Source organism: Natronomonas pharaonis DSM 2160 (assembly GCF_000026045.1).
GTDB lineage: Archaea > Halobacteriota > Halobacteria > Halobacteriales > Haloarculaceae > Natronomonas > Natronomonas pharaonis.
On sequence record NC_007426.1, the window covers coordinates 1,434,702 to 1,460,273 of the forward strand.

The window sequence follows — 25,572 nt, forward strand, 5'->3', positions numbered from 1 at the left end:
GGCTCGTCTACCATGGCAGTAATCCGGCAATGCGGCGGGTAACACCGCCGCCGAACTGTTGGATGCTAATCGCCCACGGCGTCCGTTTGCCGACGACGCTCGTTCGTCCCTCGGCGATGGCGTCCAAAATTCCTTCGGCGCTGCGATGGTAGGCGTCGACTTCGGTAACGGCTTGCCCCACCATCTCGGCGATGTGCGCATCACTGCCGGCAGTCATCGGCACGTCGTACCGTTCGGCGAACCGCTCGGCCTGCCGGTTTGCACGGCCGGTAAAGAGCCGGGAGTTGTAGACCTCGATGGCGTCGGCAGCCGCCAACTGGGCGTCAGTGATATGCGGGGCAACGCCGTGGCGGGACGTCTGGAACGGGTGGGGAACGACGGCAATTCCACCCTGGTCGCGGATACGGTCAAGCGTCTCATCGTAACTCAGGCCGGCGGGAACGAGTTCCTCGACGCCGAGTGCGAGAATGTGGCCTGCGGCACTGGAAACCTCCATACCGGGGATACCAACCAATCCGTAGTCTGCGGCCTTCGACGCAGCCGCTAAGGAAGCGTCGATTTCGTCGTGGTCGGTGACCGCGAGCGCATCGAGGCCGACCGCTTCGGCCTGCTCTAAGAGCAGTTCGACGGGGTCGCGGCCGTCGTAGGACAGCGATGAGTGGGCGTGAAGCTCGACCGACAGCACGGATAGCCGTTCGCGGCCGGCATAAAAAAGCAGCCCGGTTGTCGCCGTCTGTCAAGCGGCCGCCCGAGTGGATGGCGGCCAAAGGTTCCTACATATACACGAACGTGGACATGGAAAGCGATTTATTCGGGGGAAGGAAGCATACAGATGAATGAGCCTCTCGCCGTCGGACCGCGAACTCGTCACCGAGGAACTGGGTCGAGAGCCCACGCCCGCCGAGGAAGCGCTGTTCGAGAACCTCTGGAGCGAACACTGTGCGTACCGCTCGTCGCAGCCGCTGCTTTCGGCCTTCGAAAGCGAGGGCGACCGCGTCGTCGTCGGCCCCGGCGACGACGCTGCCGTCGTCGCGCTGCCGGACCCCGAAACCGGCGAAAACAGCGACACCTACATCACGATGGGTATCGAGAGCCACAACCACCCGTCCTACGTTGACCCCTTCGACGGGGCCGCGACCGGTGTCGGCGGCATCGTCCGGGATACGATGTCGATGGGCGCATATCCGATTGCGCTGGCTGACAGCCTCTATTTCGGCGACTTCGACCGCGAGCACTCGAAGTATCTCTTCGAGGGTGTCGTCGAGGGCATCTCCCACTACGGCAACTGTATCGGCGTCCCGACAGTGACCGGCTCCGTCGCCTTCCACGACGATTACGAGGGGAACCCGCTGGTCAACGTCGCCTGCGTCGGGCTGACTGACGACGAGCGGCTAGTGACTGCCGAAGCACAGACGCCGGGGAACAAGCTGGTTCTGTTCGGAAACGCGACCGGCCGAGACGGGCTTGGCGGTGCGTCCTTCGCCAGCGAGGACCTCGACGAGGACGCAGAGACGGAGGACCGCCCAGCCGTGCAGGTCGGCGACCCGTATGCTGAAAAACGACTTATCGAGGCCAACGAGGAACTCGTCGACGATAGCCTCGTTCGCGCGGCCCGGGACCTCGGCGCGGCCGGTCTCGGCGGCGCGTCTTCCGAACTCGTCGCCAAGGGTGGCCTCGGCGCTCACATCGAACTCGACCGGGTCCACCAGCGCGAGCCGAACATGAACGCCCTCGAAATCCTGCTCGCCGAGTCCCAAGAGCGGATGTGCTATGAGGTCCGCCCCGAAGATGTCGATGCGGTCGCGGCCGTCGCCGACAAGTACGACCTCGGCTGCTCGGTCATCGGAGACGTCACCGACGGCAACTACGTCTGTACTTTCGACGGCGAGACGGTCGTCGACTGTGATGCCGAGTATCTGGCCGACGGCGCGCCGATGAACGACCTCGACCACGTTGAACCGACACAGCCGGACCGGGACCGACCGAGCCCTGACCTTGAGACGGCCTTCGAAGCCGTTGTCGCGGCTCCGAACACCGCCTCGAAGGAATGGGTCTACCGTCAGTACGACCACGAGGTCGGGACCCGAACGGCGCTCAAGCCGGGCGACGACGCCGCGCTGATGGCGGTCCGGGAAGCCGGCGTCGGCCTCGCCTTCTCGTCGGGGGCAGACCCCAACTGGACCGATACGGCTCCCTACGATGGTGCCCGCGCGGTCGCCCTCGAGAATGCGACCAACATCGCCGCCAAGGGCGCGCTGCCGCTTGCTGCAGTCGACTGTCTCAACGGCGGCAACCCGGAGAAACCGGACGTGTACGGCGGCTTCCGGGGTATCGTCAACGGGCTGGCAGACATGTGTTCGACACTCGATGTTCCGGTCGTCGGCGGCAACGTCTCGCTGTACAACGACTCGCCGTCGGGGCCGATTCCGCCGACGCCGACGCTGGCGATGACCGGCACCAAACCCGGATACGACGCTCCGCCGGCGGCGCTATCCGGCGACGGCGACCTGCTGGTCGTCGGCGACGGTGGCGACCTCGAGCTGGGTGGCTCGGAACTCTTGGCCCAGTTCGGCGGCAGCGACCAGTTCCCCGCTCTCCCCGATTCCCCTGCAGCGTTCATCGAGGCGGTAGCAGACATCGCCGACCTCGATAGTACGCATGCGACCCACGACGTGAGCCACGGTGGGCTGGCGGTGGCACTGGCCGAACTCGTCGGCGACGCTGGGGCCGACGTGGACCTTGCAGGCAGTCCCGACGCGCTTTCGGTGCTGTTCTCCGAAGCCGTTGGCCGCGTCGTCGTTGAGACGACCGACCCTGAGGCCGTCAAAGAACGGCTCGACGGCGTCGCGCCGGTAGAACACATCGGCCACGCGACAGACAGCGGCCGACTTGAGCTGTCGGTCGGCGACGAAACACTCTCCTACAGCGCGGCGGACATCGCCTCGCTGCGGTCGGTTATCGGCGAGACACTGGAATAGCACGCCACACTCGTCCGGCTCCGGCCTTGAGCCGGCCGAGCGTCGGCGGCGTCTCCTCGTATCGCTTGCCGAGTTCGACGCTCACCCACGCGAGCGCGATGCCGAACACCACGTCGGTCGCCCAGTGAATACCGAGGTACATCGTTGAGATGGCGACACTGACGGCGAGCAACGCCGCTACCGGCACCCACAGCGGATACTCATCGCGTGTCGTCCACGCCAGCAGCGCCGCTGTGACAGCCATCGATGTGTGTAGCGACGGAAAGACGTTCGTTTCGTCGTTGACAGCCGTCGTCACGAACTGGTACTGGGCGTACTGGCTATAAAGCAGTCCGTCGGCCTGTTCGACGATGATGTTCCGCGGCCCGTAGGCGATAAACAGGACGTAACAGACGACGCCGATGACGTAGTTGGCACAGTAGGCGACGATGGTCCGGCGGAGCGGTTCAGGCCGTGGCAAAGCGAAGTAGGCTACGAGCGGAAAAACGAGCAGGAAGACGTAGCCATAGACGTAGATGAACGAAAAGTACGCGGTGAGTTCCTGTGTCGCCATCGACTGCAGCCAGACGACAAACTGGGGCGTTTCCTCGCGAAACAGCGGCCACAGTATCTGTCGGTCGATCCGCTCTAACTGGCCGGTGATGCCGACGCCGATGAGCAGCGACACGTCGGGGCCGACATCGCGTGCGACCTTGTTGGCGACGAGTACGACGGCGAGTAGCCCCGCATACGGTGCGACGGCAGCGATTCGCGTCCGGAGTTCACGCCGGGTCAACGCGAGACGCTCGCGACCCACAAACAAAACGGTCCCAGCGAGGAGCAACAGCAACACCACCGCGGCCAGACGGCCGATGACGAACGGAAACAGCACGGCAGCTACGACCTCCTGACGAGCTGTCCATCGTCGTACTGATAGCCGGCGTCTTGGAAGGCTTCGCGGGCTGCCTCGGCGTTGATTTCACCGTCCTCGCCGAAGAACGACAGGCTCGCCTGCCCGTCCCACCGGAGATCGTTGGGTACCCACTCGCCGGTAAAGGGAACCTCGGACGGGTCAGCGTATCCACCCATCGATTCGGCGACGATGTCAGCGCGGTCGATGTGTCTGGCGACGGCCCGACGGAAGTGTGGGTCGGATGTCGGTGCCCGCCGGCAGTTGTACCCGATGTGGTAGAACTGGTTGGAGCGGGCGATACGGAGCGACAGCGACTCATCGCGCTGTACCCGTGAGACGACATCGGCTTGCAGACCGTCGGCGGTCGCGTCGGCGGACCCGGCACTGAGGAGCTCTACCGCCGCATCGTGCGATGGGGCGACGGTGAACCGGAGTCGCTCGAACGGTGGCTCCCCGGCAAGCCGGTCAGGGATACCGTCGGTGTCGCCGCCGTACAGGAAGTGGTCGTCGAAGACGGACAGCTCGAGAGATTCATCAACAGTCGCGGCGGCGAGCTCCAGCGGGCCGCTGCCGACGGCCGCCTCGTTCGCGGTGACAAGCGCCTCCGTCGTGCCACCGACGATGTCAATCCCGGCGAGGTCAGCAGCATCGCTTCGGGAGTGCCAGACGTGTTCGGGCAGTACCGGCACTGTTAGTGCTCTCCGTGCTAGGTCTCTGTTGCTAGTTGTGAACTGTATTCGCAACTCACCCTCTGGGGCATTGGTTTCGATGTGGTCTATAAGCGAGACACAACCACGACGCCACGGTGTCGGAACAGGTGTCTCGAAGGTGTCAAGTGAGGTATCGCTGAGGAACCTGTATGTGAACGCCACATCGTCGGGAACGACAGGGTGGCCGTCGTGCCACGTTGCGGCCCGCAGGTCGGCAGCGGCCACTAAGCTACCGTCGTGCTCCGTCCAGTCGATATCCCGGGCAAGCCACGGAATCGGACCGGTACGGGTCTGTCTGACCAACGGGTCATACAGGAGACCGATAATGTCGCCCTGGTTTCGGTGCTCTGCGGAGAGCGGGTTCCGATTGTGAGTGGCCCGGTTGTCACGGAGGAGCAGTTCGACGGTGTCGACATCTGCGAGGCGGCGAAGTGTGAGATAATCGGCCGGGAGCGTGAGGCCACCGTCGGGCCAATCGGTGTACCGGTCCGTTCTGACTCCCGCGATGCGGTCCGGATAGGCGACGACAGTAAACGGCTGTTCGTCGACGACTTGTCGCTGAATCTCCCGAACAGTCTCGACGCGTTCGTCGCCGGTTTCGGTCCGCTGTCTGTCCAGCGTCTCGTCCATTGCGATGTCGCTGAAACCGACCGGGTTCTGCCAGCCGGCTTCCTCGGCGTACGTCGAGTACAACAGCGACCGGAGTTGGTCAGGGTCGCCTTCGCCCGGATAGCGAGCGACGTAGATGTCGAAGTCGTGGTTGACGAGAATCTCACGGAGCAGCACGTCATCGGCCATCGGGTCGAGGACGGTATCGATGCCGGAGCGGGCGAGGTTGTCCGCGAGCCGGTTGGCAATGCGCACGGCATACGGGTCATCGGCAGCGGGTGGATGGGCGATAGTGAGGCTGAGTTGCCGCGCCCGCTGGCGACCGACGAGGTTTCGCAACTCCCGGACACAGCCGGCGGTAGCCGCCGCCGTGCCTGTCGACGCCGCCGCGAGGAACGCACGGCGGCGCATCGACTGCCCAGGAGTCATTCCTGCCGTTACTGGTGCGCCGACGTTTATAAACTTCTCCGTCGCCGGGGAGAGATGCAATGCCACGGCGACAGCACGGCGAGGCCGTACGTGGCGAGACAGCCGACGAATGCGATTGCGCCGAGCTTCCCGCCGAAGCCGCCGAAGTACGGCGTCGTCGCAACGAAGAAAATGCCGGTTGCGAGCCCAGCGACGCCGACAAGCGGCTCCCCGGGGAGCCGCGACTCGGCAACCATCCCGGTAAACGATGCACAGAAGGCGACCGCGGCGACGGGTGTCCCCTCAGCGAAGACAACCGGTGCGAGACCGCCGGCAGCGAGACCAACAGCGGCGGATGCGGCGACCGGGCCGTACGCAAGCCGGACACTCAGCACGTACGTCAGGACTGCTGCGACAACAGCAACGGCCGTCAAACCCACCGCGGTGCCCACGTGCGGGACCGGCTCGGATGTAGGCACCGCACCAGTACCCAAAACGACGGCCGTACAGCCGACGAAGGCCGTCGCGCCGAGCTTGCCGCCGAAGCCGCTGTAGACGCCAGCGGCGAGGATAAAGACGGTCCCGGCGACACCGCCTGCGGCCGCGACTGTCGCGTAGCCGGGAAGCACCGCTGGAGCAGCCATGCCGACAAACGAGCCACAGTAGGCGGCCGCCGCGCGCTCGGGAACGACGAGCCACGCCACCAAACCGACAAGCGCCGACGCGACGACGACCCCGAGCGCGGCCTCGACTGCCAGCCAGCGTGTGAGTACGCCACCGACGACGACGGCCACGAAGTCGGCTCCATCAGCCACTCCAAGCCGAATCCGATGCTGGGGAAACAGCTCTGTTCCAACCTCGTGGGCGGAGACGTAGCCAACAGCGATGACGAGCGAAGCCAGCACGACGCCGCCGACAGCCGACAGTGGGGTCGGCGGTGTCGTCACTGCGCTGCCGACGCCAGCGATTCCGACGCTGATAGCAGCCGCTGCGAGCGGCGCGACGCCAACACTTCGTAGTAACCGCTGCACGGGACGGCATATCGGTGTGTCGAACAAAGCGATGTCGAAACGCGTGGAGCCCGAAAAGCGCCGCCTTCGCAATGAATCTGTCTTCGAGCCGACCGCTGCTCAAATATACCCGAAGACGGGGAGCAGAAGCGCCAGTGCCCAGCAGGCGAGCCCGGCCGAGAGCGGTGCCGGTCGTCTATCGTCGATGGCGAGTGCGCCACCAACGGCGATAAGACCGACCGCCAACAGCACCGCGGCGCGGTGAAGAATGTACCGTAGCGGCAACACGGACACCCCCATCGCAACGAAGTCGACAATGAGCGCTGCGCCGAGCCCGAGAACGGCAAACGAGAAGGCCCACGTCGTATCCGACCCACGGCCGAACCGGTAGGCGACCGCTGGGATGCCGACAGCCAACGCGAGATACAGCGGCGCCGCGACGACTTTTGGCGAGACGCCGTCGAAGAGTAGCTCGCCGGCGATACCGAGCCAGCGGACGGCCGTATAGAGCGCAAAAAGCGTGGCGCCGAGGGCGATGGCTCTGCGATGCTCGCGCAGGAACTGTGCCGTCTGGCGTCTGGCGGCCGTCGCGCGGGAGACAACGCCGAACAGCAGGAACGGAAGCACAGCGCCTGCGAAATAGATGTTCGTCACCCAGCCGTCGCTGTCTGCGGTCTCGTTCTCGAAGGGAAGCCGGACCACTTCGTCAACGCCCGGCTGGTCCATGAAGTCGCGTTCGAGTTCCCGTTGGGAGTCGCTGATTCCGGTGACGGTGTGGCGGAGCCGGAACCAGTCCCAGTGTTCTTCGTGTATCTGTACCGCGGTCCACTCCTGTTGGGGTTCGTCGTAGGCACGGATGTGGAGGCGCTCGCCGAGATACGTCCCGGAGTGGAGCTCGTAGGACTCATCGACCCACTGGCCGTCACCGTCGACCTCGAAGTAACTGTAGCGAACGGAGCCCTCTGCTGGCTCCCACGAGATGATGTCCGCAATGTCGTCGGCTTCGGGGTCGACTTCGATGCGGTCGGGGGAGACGGTGTCGCTGTCGGCGTCTCCTTCATGGACTTGCTCTTCCTCCCAGCGTAACGCTGAGCGCTCCTCAAGTGCGGTTCGAACGTCTCCGGGGTCGCCGTGGAAGACGACGTTGATGCCGAGTGTGCGCGTGCTGTGGTCCATCGCACGGGAGGTGTAGGGCCACAACTCGGTGCCGCCGTCGGCCGGCTCGACCAGATGCGGCTCATCGTCGGCATCCGGCTGTACCCCCCACAACGGCCACTCGGCGAGGAGGACTGCGCCGCCGAGGGTGGCGACGGCCACGACGGCGATGGCAACCCACGCGGTGTTTTCGCCGATGTCGAGCTCCTCGCCGTCCATCAGGGTGGCGTTGTATCGCCGGCCAGAAAACCGTTCGGGCTAGGCCCTATCGGGAGACAACGGACCTTATAAGATACCGGGCGCCGACGGCGGCGATATGCCCTTCGAGATTCGCCGTCGGCTGGTCCACGCTTCCGGAGCCGCCGTTCCCGGTGTGTACCTGCTCGACAACCATGCCATCGGCGCCGGTCTCATCACGTGGCAGGTCGTGCAGCTGCTCGCTGTCGTCGGGCTCGTTGCGACAGCCGTTCTTGAGGTGGCCAGACTCTACGGCGGACTCGAGCACGCCATCTACGACCAGCTCACCCGCGAATACGAACAGGAGACCGTTGCCGGCTACGCGCTCTACGTCCTCGGTGCCACGATAGTCGTTTTCGTCTTCGAGCCGACCGTGGCCGTCCCGGCCCTGTTTATGTTGACGCTTGCGGACCCGGTAAGTGGAATGTTGTCCGGCAATGAGTTCCGACGCGTCGCCCGTCCGCGTGTCTTCGCCGGGATGTTCCTCGTGAGCTTCGCGCTCGCGTACCCGTTCGTGTCGGCGGCTGCGGCCGTCGCCGGGGCGGTCGGGGCAGCCATCGCGGACGGGGTCAAACCGGTGGTCGGCGGGTACGTCGTCGACGACAACCTGACGATACCGGTCGTGTCGGCCGCGCTGATGTGGGCTGCACGGACGGCACTCGGTGTCTGACTGTTGTCGCTCCGAACGTTCGTGGTCGCTGTCAGTCTCCGCCGAAGTCAGCAGGGTCGAACGCGCTGGGTGCCACATCGTCGGCAGTCGGTGCTGTGGCCGTCGCTGCATCGCCGAGAATCGCCTTTCTATCCCCGACCTGAATGTCTAGCGCCGAGCAGACGGCCTCGAAGGCCGGCATCGCCGCCTCCGTCGTGACGCCGGCATCACCACCGCCAGCCGCCGTTGCGACGACGAGTTCTTCGGTCGCCGCGAGGCCAGCACGCGCCCCAACTCCGGCGACACTTGCATCGACACGGTCGATGCCAGTCTCGGCCGCGACGATGGCGTTTGCCGTCCCGCAGCCGACATCGTCTCTAAACCGGACGCCAGCGCGGGTCAGGTCGGCGCTTGCGTCCGCCAGCGTTCGGAGGAAGCCGGCGACAAACGGTGGGGTCCGGCCACCGCTGGCGTCGTCAAGGACGATATGACAATCGAAGCGGCCAAAGACGCCGGCGATGGCTGGAATCTCGGCGCGGAACGCGTCGATGAGAGTCAGATGTGCCGTCGCGCCACCTTCTCGGGCACGGAGCACGGCGTCTTCGGCGGCGTCAAGTGCCGCTTCGCTCGACCCGCCGAACGCAGCCTCAAGCCGCGGGCCGGCGACCGGGACGAACACGTCGATGATGTCTGCCTCCGTTTCGAGGGCGTCCTCGACCGCCTCGTAATCCGGTGGCGCGACAGCGACGGTGTCAGCACTGAGCGTGTCGGCAAGCCGCCGAACGACCTCCGCGTCGGTTTCGTCGTGCGCCGGCCGTCCGGCTCGAACGAGCGGGACACCGAGCCTATCGAGCGCGCGGCCGGCTTCGACGCGCTGGTCGGCGGTGTACGTCCGGTCCGGGAGCCGTGCTGCCTCGTCGACGGTCGCGTCACAGAGTCGCATACTACTCCTTGGGCCGCACGCGTGACAAGTCTCCCGCTTCGGCCGGACAAGCGAGGCGGCCGTTCAGGTCAGAACTCTTCGGCCCGTGTCGGGTCGGTATCGAGCCGTTCGTCGGCCCTGGCGAGGGCGTTTTCGTCACCGTCGGCGATGTATCGCCCGATGTCACGGGCGACAGCGACGAGTGATTCGGCCTGTCGGGAAGGTACGTCGCCGTCGAGGGCCTGTATCCGCCGGACCCGGTCGGCGAGTCGCTCGACGTGTCCGCCGACCACGGGGTCGGGCTGGTCGTCGAGATACGCCTTGAGGTCCGACCGGTAGGCGTCGACGGCGTCCGCGTAGGCGAGCCCACGCATCGCCCGCAGTTCTGACGGGACATCGCCGACATCCGGCCGGACACCCTTGTCGGCTTTGAAGAGCGTTGTGAGGTACAGCGTCTCCTCGTCGGTCGGGTCAAAGCGGCGTTCGAGTTCGCCAGCGACGTAGCGAAGCTCCATGGCTGCCAAGTACGTCTCGTCAAGCGGTTGCAGCGAGCCACCGTCGATGAAACCGTACCCGCGAGTGAACTCGCGAGTGCGTTCGATGGCGCGGGTGGCGAGTCGTCGAAGGGGAACATCGTCAACGGCCTCCCGCACCGGTGTCAAATCCAGGGTTGCCGCGGTGGCCGTGTGGAGCTTTCGCTCGTCGTCGGTACCGACACTGTGGAGACTCCCGCAGGACGGACACGCTGTGTCGCCGGTGTCGTAGTAGGACCATCGCGTCCCACACGCCTTGCACTCACGACGGCCACGGACCTTCATATCCGCTACTGGGGCGTCGCGGGACAAAACTTCCCCGATGCCGCTGCCGGTGGAATTGCCGCGACTCGAAACTTTTCCTGTACTGCGTCCCGAACAAATAGGTATGCGAGACGAAGAGGAAATCCGCGAGCAGTACGAGTTTCTGAAGGAGGAGCTGGACGACGAAGACATGAACCACGAGGGCGTCAGACAGATGTTCACGTACTACAAGCGGGCGCTCGGCTGGGTGCTTGAAGAGGAGTATATATAATACGTCACCATCCCGCAACCCGGGAGAAAAGTCGTTGGGTTTATATTCTGTCGACCGTTTGTTTCAGGTGACGCTTCGCTTGGAGGGCCGAAGCGTCAGCGGGGACCAATTCAGGGCGGCAAGCGCCCGGCCGGCCCTTTTCATCCGGCCGGGTCGCTTTCCTCTCTCGCTGAACAATATTAGACAGCAACGCGTCCGTCAGGCAATTTCGATGTCACCGTCGGTGCTGTCGCCGTTCTCGTCCCACTCGATCTCGAACTCAACGCTCAGTTCGGTCTCTGAGCCCTCGGTCTCCCGTTCAGCCTTGATTTCGAACGTCGGCTGGCTGGGAACGTCGAGTGTTACCGACTCGTCGCCTGCCGAGAGGGTAAGGTCGCCCCCATCATCGAGTTTGTCTGCAACCGTCCGTAGCATCGACGCGATGTCGGCCCGTGACTGACGCTTCTCGGTCTTGAAGAGTACTTCTTCCATAGTGTTCTGTAGGGGCGGATGCATTTATAATCGTATGGAATGTGACTGGAACACACTGACGTGGTGATAAACAAACGGACATATATCTGTAACGGCCGATAGAGATGGCACGCGGCAGTCGGTATTACGGGCGCGCTATTCGCTCGCCTCCGGAAAGCGGCTACTCCGATATATTTAACCTAATGCGATAGTAACGGATAAACAGAACTTACCGATGTACGACCTAACAGGATTCCAGCGAGACCTGCTGTACGTCATCGCCGGCCGAGAAGAACCCCACGGCCTCGCCATCAAGGAAGAACTCGAAGATTACTACGAAAAGGAGATTCACCACGGCCGGCTCTACCCGAACCTCGATACGCTCGTCGAGAAGGGGCTTGTCGAGAAGGGCCAACGCGACCGCCGGACGAACTTCTATACGCTCACCCGACGCGGCCGCCGCGAAATCGAAGCCCGACGCGACTGGGAAGACGAGTACGTCGACATCGAGTGAGGAAACTCCTTTTTGGATAAACTCGGATAAATACCCTTACCATTGTAAGTATACGAGGGAAAACAGGCAAACGTCGTTAGGAATAGTGGCTATTTTATATCTGCGGCCGAACAGACGGGTATGGACTTCGAGCTAAGCGACGAACAACAGCAGCTGAAAAAGACCGTCCAGGACTTCGCCGAAGAGGAGATTATCCCGGTCGCCAAAGAGTACGACCGCGAAGAAAAGTACCCATGGGAAGTCGTCGAAAAGGCCGCCGAGAACGGCCTGCTCGCGCCCCAGATTCCGCTCGACTACGGCGGTGCCGGCTACGAGGTTCTCGACACGGCCATCATTGTCGAGGAGCTGTTCGCTGCCGACCCCGGTATCGGCCTGTGTCTCTGTTCGACCGGTTTCGGGACCGAAGCCATCATCGAGTACGGTACCGAAGAGCAAAAAGAAGAGTACCTCGCCCCCATCGCCACCGGTGATGCCATCTGTGGTGCGGCCATCTCCGAGCCGGACACCGGCTCCGACGTCTCCAGCGTGAGCACGCGCGCCGAGAAAGACGGCGACGAGTGGGTCATCAACGGCAACAAGATGTGGATTACCAACGGTTCCGTCGGCGACTTCTTCGTCGTCCTCTGTAAAACGGACCCTGACGCCGAGGGCCGCTACAACGGCTTCTCGCAGATCATCGTCGAGTCCGACCGGGACGGCTTCGAGGCCGACAAGATCACCGGCAAGCTGGGTATCCGTGCCTCCGACACGGCCGAGCTCATTCTCGACGACGTTCGCGTCCCCGAGGAGAACCTCGTCGGAACCGAAGGCATGGGCTTCCTCCAGCAGATGCAGTTCTTCGACGAAACCCGTACCGGCGTCGCCGCACAGGGCGTCGGCATCGCAAAGGGTGCCGCCGAGCGCGCCCTCGAATACGCGCAGGAACGCGAGCAGTTCGGTCGCCCGATCGGCGACTTCCAGGCCATCCAGCACAAGCTCGCTGACATGCACACGAACGTCGAGGCCGCCCGGAACCTCACCTACAAGTCCGCGTGGTCGGTCGACAACGCCGACGGCCAGCTGACGAAGCTCGCCTCGATGGCCAAGGAGTACGCCTCCCGCGTCGCCGTCGAGAACGCAAACGAGTGTGTCCAGATCCACGGCGGCTCCGGCTACGTCGACGACTTCGACGCCGAGCGGTTCTTCCGCGACGCCAAGATTACCCAGATTTACGAGGGCACGACGGAAATCCAGAAGATGATTATCGCGCGCGAGCTGCAGGGTAAGGGCTTCTAACGGCCCCAACGCGTCCGGATGCGTATCTTTTTGAAACGGTTGGTTTACCAGCGAGCAGCCGGTAGTCCGTGGTAATGAGCAGTCTCGTTCAGGACGACAGTACTCGCGCGGCGACGTTCTTCGCAGCCGCATTCTTGCTGACCGCCCTTGGTGGCCTTCTCATCGGCGAGTTCCGAGTCGGCGTCCAGTGGGGCCTCGGCCTCGGCGCTGCCTTCGCCGTCTTCGCGTACTTCTTTATTACTCCCGCCCCCGACGAGTGAGCCCCGAAGGTCGCCGGAGCCGTCTGTTATATGCGCCCGGCCGCCCAACCGGAAGCGTATGAAGATATACACCGGTCGTGGCGACGAGGGGATGACTGACCTCCGCGACATGTCGCGGGTGTCAAAGACCAGCGCCCGCATCGAAGCCTACGGCACTGTCGACGAGGTAAACAGCCTCGTCGGGATGGTCCGTCCGTCGGGCCACGACGATGTCGACGAGAAACTCGCCGCGGTCCAAAACCATCTCCACATCATTCAGGCCGACTTCGCTAATCCCGATGCCGACGACCCCGACGCGCCGCATATCGAAGCCGACCACGTCGAGCGGCTCGAGTCGTGGATGGACGACTTCGACGACGAACTCGACCCTCTGGAGAGCTTCATTCTTCCGGGCGGCAGCGACACCGGGGCAAAACTCCACCACGCGCGTTCTGTCTGTCGTCGCGCCGAGCGGCGCGCGGTCGCTTTGGCCTCCGATGAGCCGGTCAACGATGCGGCTGTGGCGTACCTGAACCGCCTCTCCGACGCGCTCTTCGTGTGGGCGCGGGTCGTGAACAAACGCGACGGGGTCCGAGAAGAGTCACCGTCCTACTGACACGAAAAGCGGCACGCTACTGCTTCCAACGATATCGCTCCGTCTAGACGAACGGAACCACGTCCGGAAGCGGTAGCATCGTCACCATGTAGAGGCCGAAGATGGTGGCAACCCCCACGAGAACCGGGAAGACAACCAGCGCGTAGTTCGTATCACGGAGGACACGGCCGATATCGCCGCTCATGCTGGAAAGCGACGGCGTCCGGCTCTGTGAGAGGACAACCAGCTCAAGACCGAACAGAATGACTGTTGCCGCAGCCGACATCATACAGAACGGACAGATAGCGCCGATAGGCACCAGCTGCAGGTAGACGAAGTACGCCGAAAACAGCACGCCGGACGCAGTAATCGGCGTCAAAACCTTGATTATCAGCGGATGGCGCGTGTCGAACCACCAGAGGGCGAGGCCGATGGTGGTGATGTAGTAGAAACTACCCAGCGTCGCCAGCGGCACGCCAAGGACGTACGCCCACTGGCTGGTGATAACTTCGATGCTCCCCTGCACCTGCGCATCAGCCGGGATTGCGGGGATAGCGAAAAAGTGGATGGCAGTAAGGGCGACGGTAATCAGCCACCCAAAGACCGCAACAAGGGTAAAGCCACCGAGAAGGCCCGAGACGCTTGGGGAGTACTCCCACTCGTAATCGAATTGGATTGTGCTCGATGTTTCGGTTGACATGCAATACTGTCTTTGGAGTACTGGTACAAAAGTATTGCGCTACACCCACAATTTTGACCTAGCGAGGGATGGCTTTGATTGCGTCAGATGCTTTTGAAGCCCCCATTGGCGGTATAGATTCACCATTTCGGGCATGGTATTGTGCGAAGAATGCAACGAACCCTTCGGGCAGCATCCGTCCTGGTCAGCAAAAACAGCACCTGCACCCCAACCGCAAACCGTAACCGTCCGCCCCCACCCCGATGCTGCGGTTAGTAGAATTCGCGGACGAGGTCGGTGGCGTCTTCTGGGGCACCGTCGGGGATGTCGACCATCGGCTCGTCGACGCCTTCGCGGACCTCGAACGGCACCGAACTCTCATCCTGATACAGCACGCCTTGGTATTCCTTTTCGCGGTCAAGGATGAGCTCTTTGGCCTCGTCGTAATCCGAAGGGTCGTGGTCGACGTCCTCGTCGCCGACATCGACGATTGCATCCCGGAAGTAGTCGTAGGTATCGACGTCGTTGAACGTCACACACGGCGAGTAGACGTTCACGAAGCCGAAGCCGTCGTGCTCGATGGCCTCTTGGACGAGTTCGGCGTGGCGCTGGGAGTCCGACGAAAAGGACTGGGCGATGAAGGTCCCGCCTGCTGCAAGCGCCAGCGCCAGCGGATTCACCGGCTGCTGGTTGGTCCCGTCCGGCGACGTCGAGGTCTCGAAGTCCTCACGCGATGTCGGCGACGCCTGGCCCTTCGTCAACCCGTAAATGCGGTTGTCCATGACCACGTAGGTCATGTCGACGTTTCGGCGGACGGCGTGGATGAAGTGGCCGGCCCCAATCGAGTAGCCGTCACCGTCGCCGCCAGCAACCATCACCTCAAGCTCCGGATTGGCCATCTTGACGCCCGTCCCGACCGGCAGGGCGCGACCGTGGACGCCGTGCAACGCATACGAATGCATGTAGGTCCCAATCTTACCGGAGCAGCCGATACCCGCGACAACAAACGTGTTGTCCGGGTCGTTGCCGGTTTCCGCCAGCGCCTTCATCATCCCGTTCATCGTCCCGAAATCACCGCACCCGGGACACCACGTCGGCTGCTTGTCTGACTTGAAATCAGTAAAACGTACGTTCGAACTCATTGTCTTATTTTGAAACCTCTCTGGTTGCCGTATCGAGCTCGGTGATGCCGAGTTCGTCTATCTCGTCGGCGACCGCTTCCGGAAGCCGCTCGAGCGCGGTGGCCGCGTTCGGATCGATTTTGATACCGTCGATTTTGAGCCCCGCTAGCTTACCTCGGGAGCCGTTTGCTGCGATTTCAAACTCAAACGGCCGGTCCCGTTCGTCGAGGGTCCGTATCCAGACCTTCGCTAACCCGTTTGCGCTCTCCCAGCGGAGGCTGTCGGTGACGGTGAGCGTTCCCGCCGGCGGAACGCAGGGCGAGTCACACGCCGGACATTGGCCCGGATGGGGCATCGCACCGACGTACCCGTACTCGGTACCGCACCGGTAACAGTCCAGCCGGAGGCTATACATGGTCTGTCACCTCACGTCCCGCTTCCCGACGGCACCGCTTTGCGGCCGCTCTGGGGCTGTTCTGCTCCGGCGGTCTGCGGGGCGTGGTCCGATACTGCGGTTGGTCGGTCGGCATGGTTGGCACTTTTATTTTCACGTATACGGCTGAGCTACCCGAGCGAGCCCTCCATTTCGAGTTCGATGAGTCGGTTGAGTTCGACGGCGTACTCGATGGGGAGTTCTTCGGTGATGGGTTCGATGAACCCGGAGACGATCATCTGTTTTGCGTCGTCGTCGTCGAGGCCGCGCGACTGGAGGTAGAAGACGTCCTCGTCGCCGATTTTGCCGACTGTCGCCTCGTGGGCGACATCGACTTTCGACTCCTCGATCTCCATGTACGGCATCGTGTCGGAGGTCGATTCGTTGTCGAACATCAGGGCGTCACACTCGACGGCCGTCGAGGAGTTTTCCGCTCCGTCGGCGATGTGGACCAGCCCGCGGTAGTTCGTTCGACCGCCGTCCTTTGCGACCGACTTCGATTCGACGGTTGACTTCGTGTTGGGTGCGTTGTGGTAGACCTTTGCCCCCGTGTCGATGTTTTGGCCTTCGCCGGCGAAGGCGATGGTGATGTGGTTGTCCGTCGCTCCGGGGCCTTTCAGAATCGTCGACGGGTACAACATTGTGGCTTTCGAGCCCATCGACCCTGACACCCACTCCATGGTCGCATCGCGTTCGGCGATGGCGCGTTTGGTGTTGAGGTTGTAGGTGTTTTTCGACCAGTTTTGGACGGTTGAATACTGGACGTGGGCACCTTCTTTGACGAAGACTTCGACGCCGCCCGAATGAAGGTTGAACGCCGAGTATTTGGGCGCTGAACAGCCCTCGATGTAGTGGACTTCCGAGTTCTCCTCGGCGATGATCAGCGTGTGCTCGAACTGGCCCATCCCTTCACTGTTCATGCGGAAGTACGCCTGGACGGGCATTTCGACGGTGACGCCCTCGGGGATGTAGACGAAGGAGCCGCCGGACCAGATAGCGCCGTGGAGTGCGGCGAACTTGTTGTCGCTCGGCGGGACGCATTTGGTCATGAAGTACTCACGGACCAGTTCAGGATGTTCCTGAACCGCCTTGTCCATGTTGCAGAAGATGACGCCCTTTTCCTCCCAGCGTTCCTGCATGTTCTGGTAGACGACTTCGGACTCGTACTGTGCGCCGACGCCGGAGAGGGCGTTTTTCTCGGCTTCAGGAATCCCGAGTTTGTCGAAGGTGTCCTGAATTTCTTCGGGCAGGTCCTCCCACTCTTCGGCCCCGCCGCGGGCCTCGATATCGGGCCGGATGTACGGAACGATCTCATCGATGTCGACCTCGGAGAGATCGGGTTGTCCGGGCCAGTCGGTAGGCATGGGCATCTGCTGGAACTGTTCGAGCGCTCGAAGTCGCCGTTCGAGCATCCACTCGGGTTCGTCTTTGTCCTCGGAGATGACGCGGATGGTCTCTTCGGTGAGGCCCTTCTCGGTCTTGAAGGCGGAACTCTCCTCCTTTTTGAACTCGAAGCGGGCTTCCGTGTCCGTATCTTTGAGGTGGTCTTCCTCGGAACTCATCACCCGTTGCTTGGGGATTCAGTATAAAAACGCTAGTGAACGGATACCGACACTAGAAACCACAATCAGTTAACCAAATGCGGAAAGGCGGGGTTTGGAAATCTCGCGTATTTACTTGCAGAAGAGACACCACACCGCACGAGTAGTCCGAGCCGAACCGAGAAGCCACCAGTCAGCCAGCCACGGCAAGCGCCTCGGCTGCGTTGGTACCAAGCATTGAGAGCCCACCGGCTGTGAGAGCGCCAAAAGCGACGGCCCACAAAAGGAGGCCCGCGGTCATCCAAACAGCGACGCTCCGCCGCGGGGACCCGAAAAGGACCGCGAAGGCGAACACGAGGCCGTACGCGACTGCCCCGTCAGCGGTATCGAGTGTGTTGATAAGGGCCTGTCCGTACTCGCCGGAGAGGTCTGTTACTGTGACTGTTCGCGGAGGGCTTATTACCCGAGACACGGCGCGGCACGGCATGTATGCCGCGGTTCCACGGCACATGGCGGAACGTGACGGGAGCCGACGGAGCGAAAGTTGTATGATGCATGTTACCGTATGTGGACTAGTGGCCGGATACGGGTCCGGCAGGAGCGTCCAAGCTATGTCTGTATCTGAACAGTACATCGACGGCGGGTGGACTGATGGAGACGGAACGGAGACATTCGAGAGCAAGAACCCGGCAACTGGAGAGGTGGTGGGGACGTTTCGTCGCGGCACCGACACTGATGTCAGCCGCGCTGTTGCCGCGGCCGCCGATGCCTTCGAAGCGTGGCGGACGCTGTCGCGTATCGACCGCGCCGAGCACCTGTGGGAAATCTATCATCGGCTGCAGGAACGGCATGAGGAACTCGGCGAAGTAGTCACAAAGGAGTGCGGCAAGGAGATATCGGAGGGGAAAGCGGACGTGGCCGAAGCGTGGCATATGGTGGAGTGGGCTGCGGGGGACGCACGCCATCCAAAAGGCGACGTGGTCCCCTCGGAGATTTCCTCAAAGGATTCGTACATGCGCCGCAAGCCCCGCGGCGTCACCGCCTGTATCACGCCGTGGAACTTCCCCGTCGCGATTCCGTTCTGGCATATGGCGGTCGCGCTTGTCGAGGGCAACACCGTCGTCTGGAAGCCCGCCGAACAGACGCCGCGATGCGGGGAGGCCGTCGCTGAGCTGTTCGACGATGCCGGTGTTCCCGACGGCGTTTTCAACATGGTACAGGGGTTCGGCGACGCCGGGGCCGCGCTCGTCGACGACGACCGCGTCGACACCGTGCTGTTTACCGGCTCCGCCGAGGTCGGCCACGAGATCGCCGAACAGGTCGCCACCGCCCCTGGCAAGCGTGCCGCCTGCGAGATGGGCGGCAAAAACGCCGTGGTGATTACGGAACACGCCGACCTCGATATCGCGGTCCACGCAGCGGTGATGTCCGCGTTCAAAACGACCGGCCAGCGATGTGTCTCCTCGGAGCGACTCGTGGTCCACACCGACATCTACGAGGCGTTCAAAGAGCGGTTCGTCGAGATAGCGAGGACGGTGGCTGTCGGTGACCCGCTTTCCGAGGAAACGTTCATGGGACCGCTCATTGAGGCCGACCACTACGAGAACGTCGCGACGTACAACCAGCTGGCCAGAGACGAAGGTGTAAACGTCCTCGTTGACCGGACTGCACTCGACAGCGAGGCCGTTCCGGAGGGCCACGATGACGGCCACTGGGTCGGGCCGTTCGTCTACGAGGCTGCCCCCGATGCCGACCTGCGGTGTACGAGCGAGGAGGTCTTCGGCCCGCACGTCGCGCTGCTGGAATACGACGGCGGTATCGAACGCGCCGTCGAAATTCACAACGATACGGACTACGGACTCGCGGGGGCTGTCATCTCGGAAGATTACCGGCAAATACACTACTACCGTGACCACGCCGACGTCGGCCTCGCATACGCGAACCTGCCGTGTATTGGCGCTGAGGTCCAGCTCCCGTTCGGCGGCGTCGGCAAGTCCGGGAACGGCTATCCGTCCGCGCGCGAGGTGATCGAGGCAGTTACCGACAGGACGGCATGGACGCTCAATAACGCAAGGGACATCGAGATGGCACAGGGGCTCTCGGCGGATATCCGGACACAGAAGGACTGAACGTTTTACCGTGGCGCGACGACCGACTAGCATGCACACTCCGAAACCGTACCGTAGTGGAGGTGCCACAGCGTGACCCAGCCCGGGGACAGCCGGGCAGCAGCCTCCCGGGCAGAGCACGTCGAAAGCGGCGTTGAACTCGCCTACGCCGGCTTCGACACGTTCCTGAAGAGCGGTCCGACTGCCGTCGAAGCAGCCGGCGGGGCGGACGCGGCGGTGCTGGGGGTGCCATACGACGGTGCGGTGAGCAACCGCCCCGGCGCCCGGTTCGGTCCGCGAGCCGTCCGTCGGGCAAGCGGCTGGCTTGCCTACCTCTCCGGATACAAAGGCGGCTTGACCAACGTCCGAACGGAACAGCAGGTATCGTTTTCGGCTCTCGACATCGTCGACTGCGGCGATGTTCCCGTTTTCCCGATGGACCGCGAACGGACTGCCGACTCGATCGCCGCGCATGTCGCCACGGTCACAGCCCGGGGGACGATGCCGGTGGTCATCGGCGGCGACCACTACTGCACGTATCCGGCGTTTCAGGGCTTCGCGGCGGCGAGCGACCACAGCCGAATTGGACTCGTTCAGATAGACGCCCACTCGGACACCGTCGATGGAAGCGCCGCCTTCGGCGAGCACTTCCACGGGTCGACCACCCACCATATCGCGCAAACGGCATATACTGACTTCGACCACATCGCACAGGTCGGTCTTCGCGGCTACGAGTCGCCTGACTTCTTCGAGTTCGCAGACGAGAACGGACTGTCGGTGTACACGATGCGAGATGTCGAACGGCGGGGGGTTCGCCCGGTCATCGAGGACGCGGTAACAGCAGCGGCGGCAGACACTGATGCGGTTTACGTCACGTTCGACATCGATGCCGTTGACCCCGCAGCGGCACCGGGAACGGGAACGCCTGAGCCGGGTGGGCTGACCGCCTCACAGGCGCTGGCAGTTATGGACGTGCTCGGTGCCCACGACGCCGTCGGCGCGGCCGACCTCATGGAGGTCGCACCGACCCATGACCCGACGGGGAATACAGCACGGCTGGCCGCGTACCTGTTGGTGACGCTGCTTGAGCGGCAGTTCGCTGAAGCTGACGGTAACTGATACGGCGCGTATTGGAGCTCCGGGCCGATACATAGCCTATCGACGTGCGGGACTGTCGTCGACGCCATGGGGTGACGCTCCCGTTGAAGCGGGGACGGTACTGTGTTCATCGGCAGCCTCCAACAGCTCCGAGCCACCCTCCGGGCACTGGTCCACGTCGGTTCAATTGTTTTATGATACGCCGGCTCGCCGGGACAAATATGCAACAGGTAGATGTCGCCATCGTGGGCGGCGGCCCCGCCGGCTCGGCTGCCGGCCACGCGGCCGCCACGAACGGTGCCGACGCCGTCGTCATCGAGAAGGGCGTCCCCCGCGCCGACCGTGACGGCCTCGGCCCCGACTCAACGGACGCGGCCGGAATCCTCGATTACTGGGTCGACATCATGGACCTCGGTGAGCCGGTCCCAGACCACGTCAAACACCGAGAGCTAAACGCCGCAGAGTTCATCGGCCCCGAGGACCGGCTTGAGCTGACTGACACGAGCATCGACGCAAGCTATCCGAACTTCGGATTCACGATGCACCGCGCCCGCTTCGATGACTGGCTCCGCGAGCGTGCCGAAGCGGCCGGCGCGACCTACCGGGTCGGCGAGGCTGTCGGCGATATCGAGTCCGACCTCTCCGGTCGGCCAACCCATACCGTTACCCTCCGTGACGGCACCGAATTCGTCGCCGACTATCTCATCCTTGCTGACGGGCCACAGCGGACGGTCACCGACGGCGTCATTGGGTCGTGGCTTCCGGACTCGAAGACGGAAGGACTCGAAACACGCCGGGCGAACCACATTGCCTACCAGGAGTATCGGGAGTTCCCGGCCGAACTCTTCGAGGACGACCGCATCAAGTTCTGGTGGGGGCATATGCCGGGCCACACCGCCTACCCATGGGTGTTCCCCAACGACGGAACGGTCGCCCGAGTCGGGCTGACGATGCCCATCGGTCTCGACATTGACGACATCGACAACCGAAGTGCGTATCCGCTACTCCAACCGGACGACGAGCGGCTGCCGCAGGGCGGGACGTATATCGAGCGACTGTTGGAGACCGTTTACCCGGAGTATGAGCTCGCTGACTTCCCGATACTCGAAGACCGCGGGAAGTCGAACGGTACGGAGACGTATCCCATTTCTTCGACACGGCCCATCGAGTCACCAACCGACGCCAACGTGGCCATCGTCGGCGGCGCAATGGGTGCGACCTCGGCCTTCCACGAGGGCGGCGACCACGTCGCCGTCCGGACCGGGAAGCTCGCCGGGGAACTGGCGGCGACTGAAGCTCTCGGCAGCTACAACGCCGCCTGGCACGACGCCATCGGCTCGGAGGTTCGCCGGAACTGCGTCTTCGCCGACATGGTCCGGGGGTACGAGCCGGACGACTGGGACCACCTCTTTTCGCTCGTTGACGGCCTCACCTCGGAGGACGGCTTCACGCCGCACGAGGCGATCTATGCGGGGTGGTCCGGAACGAAGCTGTTTGCGGAGTACAAATACCGGGCGTTCACGTTCCGGAACGGCGGGTATGCACAGGTCCGAGAAAGCGACTACAGCATCCGATAACGCCGCCGGCCGAACAGCACCACCGAGAACAATGCGGCGATGGCCACGACAACGCCGAAGCCGGCCTGGTCTTCGGGAGCCGGGTCGTCGGCGTCGTCGGCATCGTTCGTAACCGCTGGCCCGTCTTCTGCTTCATCGTTCGTTGTCCCGCCGTCATCGCTGATTTCGATACTCGCGTCGGTCTCGATGACCGGCAGCGGGTATTCGAGCATCTGGGCGCTAGCGTCGGTGTATGCGACCGTCGTGTTCGTTGCCGGCGCATCCGCAGCGACGGCGAACGTTATCGTTGCCGTCGTTCCTTCACCGATAACACCGCCTGCAGGCGGCTGTCTGGCCTGGCTGACCGTAACAGCACCTGCTTCTTCATCGATGTCGGTCTCGAAAGCCACCGTGGTCTCGTTGCCGCCGGACAGCCACGGTCCCTCCTCGATGTCGTCGACAGACAGCAGTTCGGGGTCGTACTCGACCGTGTACTCGAAGGACTCGACTGCCTCGTTGTCATAAACGCTTATGACTCGTATCTCGGCGTCGATATCGACCGTCTCGCCGGCAGTAGCTTCGGTCTCGTCCGGTTCGAAGTAGACCAGTCCGGGGCTGTCAGCCGCCGCTGCACCGCCGGCAAGCGCCGCAACGGCGACGGCCAGGCAGCCGACGACAGCGACGAGACGCCGCATCAGTCCTCACCCACCGTCATCGACGGCATATCGAGGAACGCGGTCTCGTAGCCGGCGTGCCGGGAGACCTGCGGCGGCGACTCGACCACCAGCTCGAAGGGGCTGTCGGGGCGGTCGATTGCCGCGCCGTAGTGCAGGCCGAGTTCGCTGTCGAGAGTCTGTTCGAGGGTCGTTTCAACCGGCCCCTCGGTTGAGAGCGCCATATCAGCCAGCGGGACCCTGTTGTACGGCGTTCGCGGCGAGACGAGCAGGTACCCATCGTCGGCGAACCGCGACGCTTCGAGATGCCGGACGACGAACCGGGCGTCGCCGCTCTCGTGGACACCGAGGTCGACGCCGGGGTATTCGTCGGCCTCGGGAAGTGCGGAAAACGGCATCTGGTGGCCATCGTGGCTGTTGTGGCCGTTGTGGTCGTTATGGTCGCTGTGGCCGTTGTGGCTGCCGTGGTCGTTGTGGTCGTTGTGACTGTCGTGGTCGCTATGGTCGTCGTGACCATGTTCCATCGGCGGTGCGAGCGCACCTCGCTGCCCCCACTCGTCTTGGTCGAGGTATTCGACACCGCCGATGACCTGTTCGCGGAAGTCGTCGTCGTACTCGAACTCGAAGCTCATCGTCGCCGGCTCTTCGAACCGGCCGTCGAAGTCGCCGGTTCGTCGGGCCTGAATCGGGTTGATGTCGACCTCGACCGTGTAGGTGTCGTCGGCCGGCAGCGGCACGTTGTCACCGAAGTGAAAGCCCATCGTCTGGGAAATCATCGGCCACGGCGCGCGCTGGTCGACGATGTTGCCGTCGCGCAGCACCCGCATCTCGGCACCGGCGTCGGTCGGCAGCACGCGGCCGGTTTCAGCGTCCCACAGCGTCACCATCAGATGAACACCGCGGGCCTGCTCCGGGATGACTTCCTCACTCTCCTCACCGGTGATAAGCCAAAACGAGTGGGGATAGGTCACCATCGGGGAAAGACGGTAGTCGCCGGCCTCAACGGCCGGCAGGTGCCGCATCGCCTCCCGGTGGGTCGGTTTGTAAACGGCGTTCGGCGGGTCGTCGACCTGCGGAATGTTCGGAACGGCATCCGGCTGGTCTTCGGGTTCGCCGTCGTCCGGTTCTTCGGGGCTGTCCTCTTCGGGGTCGTCGGGCTGCTCGGCCGTACAGCCGGCGAACGCGCCGAGTGCGGCCAGTGCACTTGAGCCAAGCAGTCGTCGTCTCGTGTATCGTGTCATCGTACTACTATATTGGGTCAAAAGCTGTCGTGGGCTACAGGCTGGGAAGCGAGCGGTCCTCGCGCGGCGGCACGATGAAGTTCCCGCGCCGCCGGACGAAGATGTACTGGAGGATGCCGTTGTTGAGTCGCTGGCCGACGCCGTCGCCAGCCAGATCGGCTCCGGTCATCGCGTCGCGGACCTCGACGAACTCGTCGACCGTCCGCTGAAGTGAAACGAAGTGAACCCCCGGCTGGTCGCCGTCGACGGTGTTGAAATCACGGCGCAGCAGCGGTGGCGTTCCGTCTTCGTCGCGGGCGCGGGCGGCCTTCTGTGCGTGTCCAACCATTCCCTGATTTCGGGCATGGGACTCGGTTGCCTCGGCGATGTCACCGGCGACGCCGGTTTCGGTGCCGAGTCGCTCGCCGATTTCTCCCACCGACTCGTTGTGGGCGTGTTCGGGGCTGAACATCTTGGCGACGCGCTGGAAATGGCTGTCCTGCTCGAACCACGTCCGCAGTTGGAGACCGAGCGACGAGATGTGCATCGTCGTTCCGCCCGCAAACGGACCGTCCTGTATTGTGACTCGGTCTTCCGGAGCCTGACTCTCCGTGAAGCCGGACCGAAAGCCCATAAAGAAGGGCGCATCCTCGGGTATGGAGTCCGGAACCCCGTCGAGGTCGGTGTGCTGGGTCGGCAGCCCCGGTCCGAGGAAACCGGTGCGCCGCGGCTCCGCAGGCTCGAAAACACCTGACAGCGTCGCTTCCATCGGCGTGCCGTTCGGCGCGTCGACATCGCCTACGAGCGCCTCTTCGGCCTCAAGGACAACGTGCGGGTGGTTGCTCGCCAGATGGATGACAGCGTCGAAGGTGTCGAACTCCGGCGTCTCCATCGAGGTCAACGCCGTCGGTTCCGGAATCGGCGGGTCGCTGTCGACCCGCTCGTCGAAGTAAGCGTGTGAGTAGCCGACGGCGAAGAGCAGGCCCTCCGGGCTGTACTCGTAGGCACGTTCCAGCGACTGGAACGCGGTTTCGACCTGCGTTCTGGCGTCGTCGTCGATGTCGGTCGCAAGCGAGAGCGGCAAGAGGACGTGGTGTTCCGGCGCGACGAGATTACCGTCATCGTCGGTCGGGAGCGTTTCGTCCCACGCGTGCTGTCGGGAAGACCGTGCCTCCGGGTCACCGGACGGCACTGTCGGCTCCTCGTCGCCTCCGTTGCCTCCGGTATCTCCGTCATCGAACGCCTCGAGACACGCGGCGAGTCCCGCAGCACCGCCAGCCGCGACCATCGCGCGTACGTACTCGCGGCGAGAGAGACCGTCTCGCTCCCGGAATTTCATCAACTGTCAGTAGCCGATGGCCCTGCAAATAGCTGTCCCCTCGATTATCGGCTACCGTAACCGGTGACAGCCCGCAATTTGCCATACCACCA

Annotated in this window: 25 protein-coding genes; 10 read left to right on the top strand and 15 right to left on the bottom strand. The window is 63.4% G+C overall.

Annotation, left to right across the window (positions count from 1 at the left end; all coding sequences use genetic code 11):
• Nucleotides 1-7: 7 nt before the first annotated feature.
• The gene (locus tag NP_RS07370; RefSeq protein ID WP_011323205.1) at nucleotides 8-685 is read right to left on the bottom strand and encodes a PHP domain-containing protein; all 678 of its coding nucleotides are present in this window, start codon (nucleotides 683-685) and stop codon (nucleotides 8-10) included.
• 151 nt (nucleotides 686-836) lie between these two features.
• Between NP_RS07370 and purL the strand changes: the two genes are divergently transcribed.
• Nucleotides 837-2,978 (top strand): phosphoribosylformylglycinamidine synthase subunit PurL, encoded by a 2,142-nt coding sequence (gene purL / locus NP_RS07375; RefSeq protein WP_011323206.1) that lies wholly within the window; start codon nucleotides 837-839, stop codon nucleotides 2,976-2,978.
• Here the strand turns inward: purL and NP_RS07380 are convergent.
• From NP_RS07380 to NP_RS07395, 4 genes are all read right to left on the bottom strand, one after another.
• Complete coding sequence (locus NP_RS07380; protein WP_011323207.1) at nucleotides 2,956-3,849, bottom strand: phosphatase PAP2 family protein; 894 nt, start codon at nucleotides 3,847-3,849, stop codon at nucleotides 2,956-2,958. The genes purL and NP_RS07380 overlap by 23 nt on opposite strands.
• Nucleotides 3,850-3,854: 5 nt before the next feature.
• A complete protein-coding gene (locus tag NP_RS07385) occupies nucleotides 3,855-5,618 on the bottom strand; it encodes an ABC transporter substrate-binding protein (protein WP_011323208.1) in 1,764 nt (587 codons plus the stop codon).
• A gap of 26 nt (nucleotides 5,619-5,644) precedes the next feature.
• Nucleotides 5,645-6,628, bottom strand: a complete 984-nt coding sequence (locus NP_RS07390; RefSeq protein WP_011323209.1) for a hypothetical protein — start codon at nucleotides 6,626-6,628, stop codon at nucleotides 5,645-5,647.
• A 99-nt stretch (nucleotides 6,629-6,727) separates the two neighbouring features.
• On the bottom strand, nucleotides 6,728-7,981 hold the full coding sequence (locus tag NP_RS07395; RefSeq protein ID WP_011323210.1) for a DUF998 domain-containing protein: 1,254 nt from the start codon (nucleotides 7,979-7,981) through the stop codon (nucleotides 6,728-6,730).
• Between the two features lie 97 nt (nucleotides 7,982-8,078).
• On the opposite strand from NP_RS07395, the gene NP_RS07400 reads away from it, so the two are divergent.
• On the top strand, nucleotides 8,079-8,669 hold the full coding sequence (locus tag NP_RS07400) for a diacylglycerol/polyprenol kinase family protein (protein WP_011323211.1): 591 nt from the start codon (nucleotides 8,079-8,081) through the stop codon (nucleotides 8,667-8,669).
• A gap of 31 nt (nucleotides 8,670-8,700) precedes the next feature.
• Here the strand turns inward: NP_RS07400 and NP_RS07405 are convergent, their stop codons facing one another.
• Together NP_RS07405 and NP_RS07410 are read right to left on the bottom strand one after the other, a co-directional pair.
• A complete protein-coding gene (locus tag NP_RS07405; protein WP_011323212.1) occupies nucleotides 8,701-9,591 on the bottom strand; it encodes a beta/alpha barrel domain-containing protein in 891 nt (296 codons plus the stop codon).
• A 68-nt stretch (nucleotides 9,592-9,659) separates the two neighbouring features.
• Nucleotides 9,660-10,388 (bottom strand): DUF7117 family protein, encoded by a 729-nt coding sequence (locus NP_RS07410; protein WP_011323213.1) that lies wholly within the window; start codon nucleotides 10,386-10,388, stop codon nucleotides 9,660-9,662.
• Nucleotides 10,389-10,491: 103 nt separating this feature from the next.
• On the opposite strand from NP_RS07410, the gene NP_RS14765 reads away from it, so the two are divergent.
• The gene (locus tag NP_RS14765) at nucleotides 10,492-10,638 is read left to right on the top strand and encodes a hypothetical protein (protein WP_011323214.1); all 147 of its coding nucleotides are present in this window, start codon (nucleotides 10,492-10,494) and stop codon (nucleotides 10,636-10,638) included.
• Nucleotides 10,639-10,836: 198 nt separating this feature from the next.
• Here the strand turns inward: NP_RS14765 and NP_RS07415 are convergent, their stop codons facing one another.
• Nucleotides 10,837-11,109 (bottom strand): amphi-Trp domain-containing protein, encoded by a 273-nt coding sequence (locus NP_RS07415; protein ID WP_049939566.1) that lies wholly within the window; start codon nucleotides 11,107-11,109, stop codon nucleotides 10,837-10,839.
• Nucleotides 11,110-11,323: 214 nt separating this feature from the next.
• On the opposite strand from NP_RS07415, the gene NP_RS07420 reads away from it, so the two are divergent.
• The 4 genes from NP_RS07420 (at nucleotide 11,324) to NP_RS07435 (ending at nucleotide 13,732) form a co-directional block, all read left to right on the top strand.
• Nucleotides 11,324-11,602, top strand: a complete 279-nt coding sequence (locus NP_RS07420) for a PadR family transcriptional regulator (protein ID WP_011323216.1) — start codon at nucleotides 11,324-11,326, stop codon at nucleotides 11,600-11,602.
• A 120-nt stretch (nucleotides 11,603-11,722) separates the two neighbouring features.
• Nucleotides 11,723-12,877, top strand: a complete 1,155-nt coding sequence (locus NP_RS07425; RefSeq protein WP_011323217.1) for an acyl-CoA dehydrogenase family protein — start codon at nucleotides 11,723-11,725, stop codon at nucleotides 12,875-12,877.
• Nucleotides 12,878-12,951: 74 nt separating this feature from the next.
• Nucleotides 12,952-13,137 carry a hypothetical protein gene (locus NP_RS07430; RefSeq protein WP_011323218.1) on the top strand — a complete coding sequence of 62 codons (186 nt, stop codon included), beginning with the start codon at nucleotides 12,952-12,954 and terminating at the stop codon, nucleotides 13,135-13,137.
• 58 nt (nucleotides 13,138-13,195) lie between these two features.
• Nucleotides 13,196-13,732: a cob(I)yrinic acid a,c-diamide adenosyltransferase gene (locus NP_RS07435; RefSeq protein WP_011323219.1), complete on the top strand. Its 537-nt coding sequence runs from the start codon at nucleotides 13,196-13,198 to the stop codon at nucleotides 13,730-13,732.
• A gap of 43 nt (nucleotides 13,733-13,775) precedes the next feature.
• Here the strand turns inward: NP_RS07435 and NP_RS07440 are convergent, their stop codons facing one another.
• From NP_RS07440 to sufB, 4 genes are all read right to left on the bottom strand, one after another.
• Nucleotides 13,776-14,411: a vitamin K epoxide reductase family protein gene (locus tag NP_RS07440; protein ID WP_011323220.1), complete on the bottom strand. Its 636-nt coding sequence runs from the start codon at nucleotides 14,409-14,411 to the stop codon at nucleotides 13,776-13,778.
• A gap of 251 nt (nucleotides 14,412-14,662) precedes the next feature.
• Nucleotides 14,663-15,532, bottom strand: a complete 870-nt coding sequence (locus NP_RS07445) for a 2-oxoacid:ferredoxin oxidoreductase subunit beta (RefSeq protein ID WP_011322344.1) — start codon at nucleotides 15,530-15,532, stop codon at nucleotides 14,663-14,665.
• Between the two features lie 4 nt (nucleotides 15,533-15,536).
• Entirely contained in the window at nucleotides 15,537-15,926 is a 390-nt protein-coding gene (locus NP_RS07450; RefSeq protein ID WP_011323221.1) for a hypothetical protein, read from the bottom strand.
• 149 nt (nucleotides 15,927-16,075) lie between these two features.
• Nucleotides 16,076-17,506: a Fe-S cluster assembly protein SufB gene (sufB, locus tag NP_RS07455; RefSeq protein ID WP_011323222.1), complete on the bottom strand. Its 1,431-nt coding sequence runs from the start codon at nucleotides 17,504-17,506 to the stop codon at nucleotides 16,076-16,078.
• A 590-nt stretch (nucleotides 17,507-18,096) separates the two neighbouring features.
• Here sufB and NP_RS07465 point away from each other — a divergent pair.
• From NP_RS07465 to NP_RS07475, 3 genes are all read left to right on the top strand, one after another.
• The gene (locus tag NP_RS07465) at nucleotides 18,097-19,614 is read left to right on the top strand and encodes an aldehyde dehydrogenase family protein (RefSeq protein ID WP_011323224.1); all 1,518 of its coding nucleotides are present in this window, start codon (nucleotides 18,097-18,099) and stop codon (nucleotides 19,612-19,614) included.
• A 72-nt stretch (nucleotides 19,615-19,686) separates the two neighbouring features.
• On the top strand, nucleotides 19,687-20,712 hold the full coding sequence (gene speB, locus NP_RS07470) for an agmatinase (protein ID WP_011323225.1): 1,026 nt from the start codon (nucleotides 19,687-19,689) through the stop codon (nucleotides 20,710-20,712).
• 200 nt (nucleotides 20,713-20,912) lie between these two features.
• Nucleotides 20,913-22,268: an NAD(P)/FAD-dependent oxidoreductase gene (locus tag NP_RS07475; RefSeq protein WP_011323226.1), complete on the top strand. Its 1,356-nt coding sequence runs from the start codon at nucleotides 20,913-20,915 to the stop codon at nucleotides 22,266-22,268.
• Here the strand turns inward: NP_RS07475 and NP_RS07480 are convergent.
• From NP_RS07480 to NP_RS07490, 3 genes are read right to left on the bottom strand one after another with little or no spacing between them, the layout of a single operon-like run.
• Nucleotides 22,253-22,942, bottom strand: a complete 690-nt coding sequence (locus NP_RS07480) for a cohesin domain-containing protein (protein WP_011323227.1) — start codon at nucleotides 22,940-22,942, stop codon at nucleotides 22,253-22,255. The two genes, NP_RS07475 and NP_RS07480, sit on opposite strands and share 16 nt — an antisense overlap.
• On the bottom strand, nucleotides 22,942-24,162 hold the full coding sequence (locus NP_RS07485; RefSeq protein ID WP_011323228.1) for a DUF7350 domain-containing protein: 1,221 nt from the start codon (nucleotides 24,160-24,162) through the stop codon (nucleotides 22,942-22,944). The genes NP_RS07480 and NP_RS07485 overlap by 1 nt, the downstream gene beginning before the upstream one ends.
• Nucleotides 24,163-24,196: 34 nt before the next feature.
• On the bottom strand, nucleotides 24,197-25,480 hold the full coding sequence (locus tag NP_RS07490) for a DUF7405 family protein (RefSeq protein ID WP_011323229.1): 1,284 nt from the start codon (nucleotides 25,478-25,480) through the stop codon (nucleotides 24,197-24,199).
• Nucleotides 25,481-25,572 lie beyond the last annotated feature (92 nt).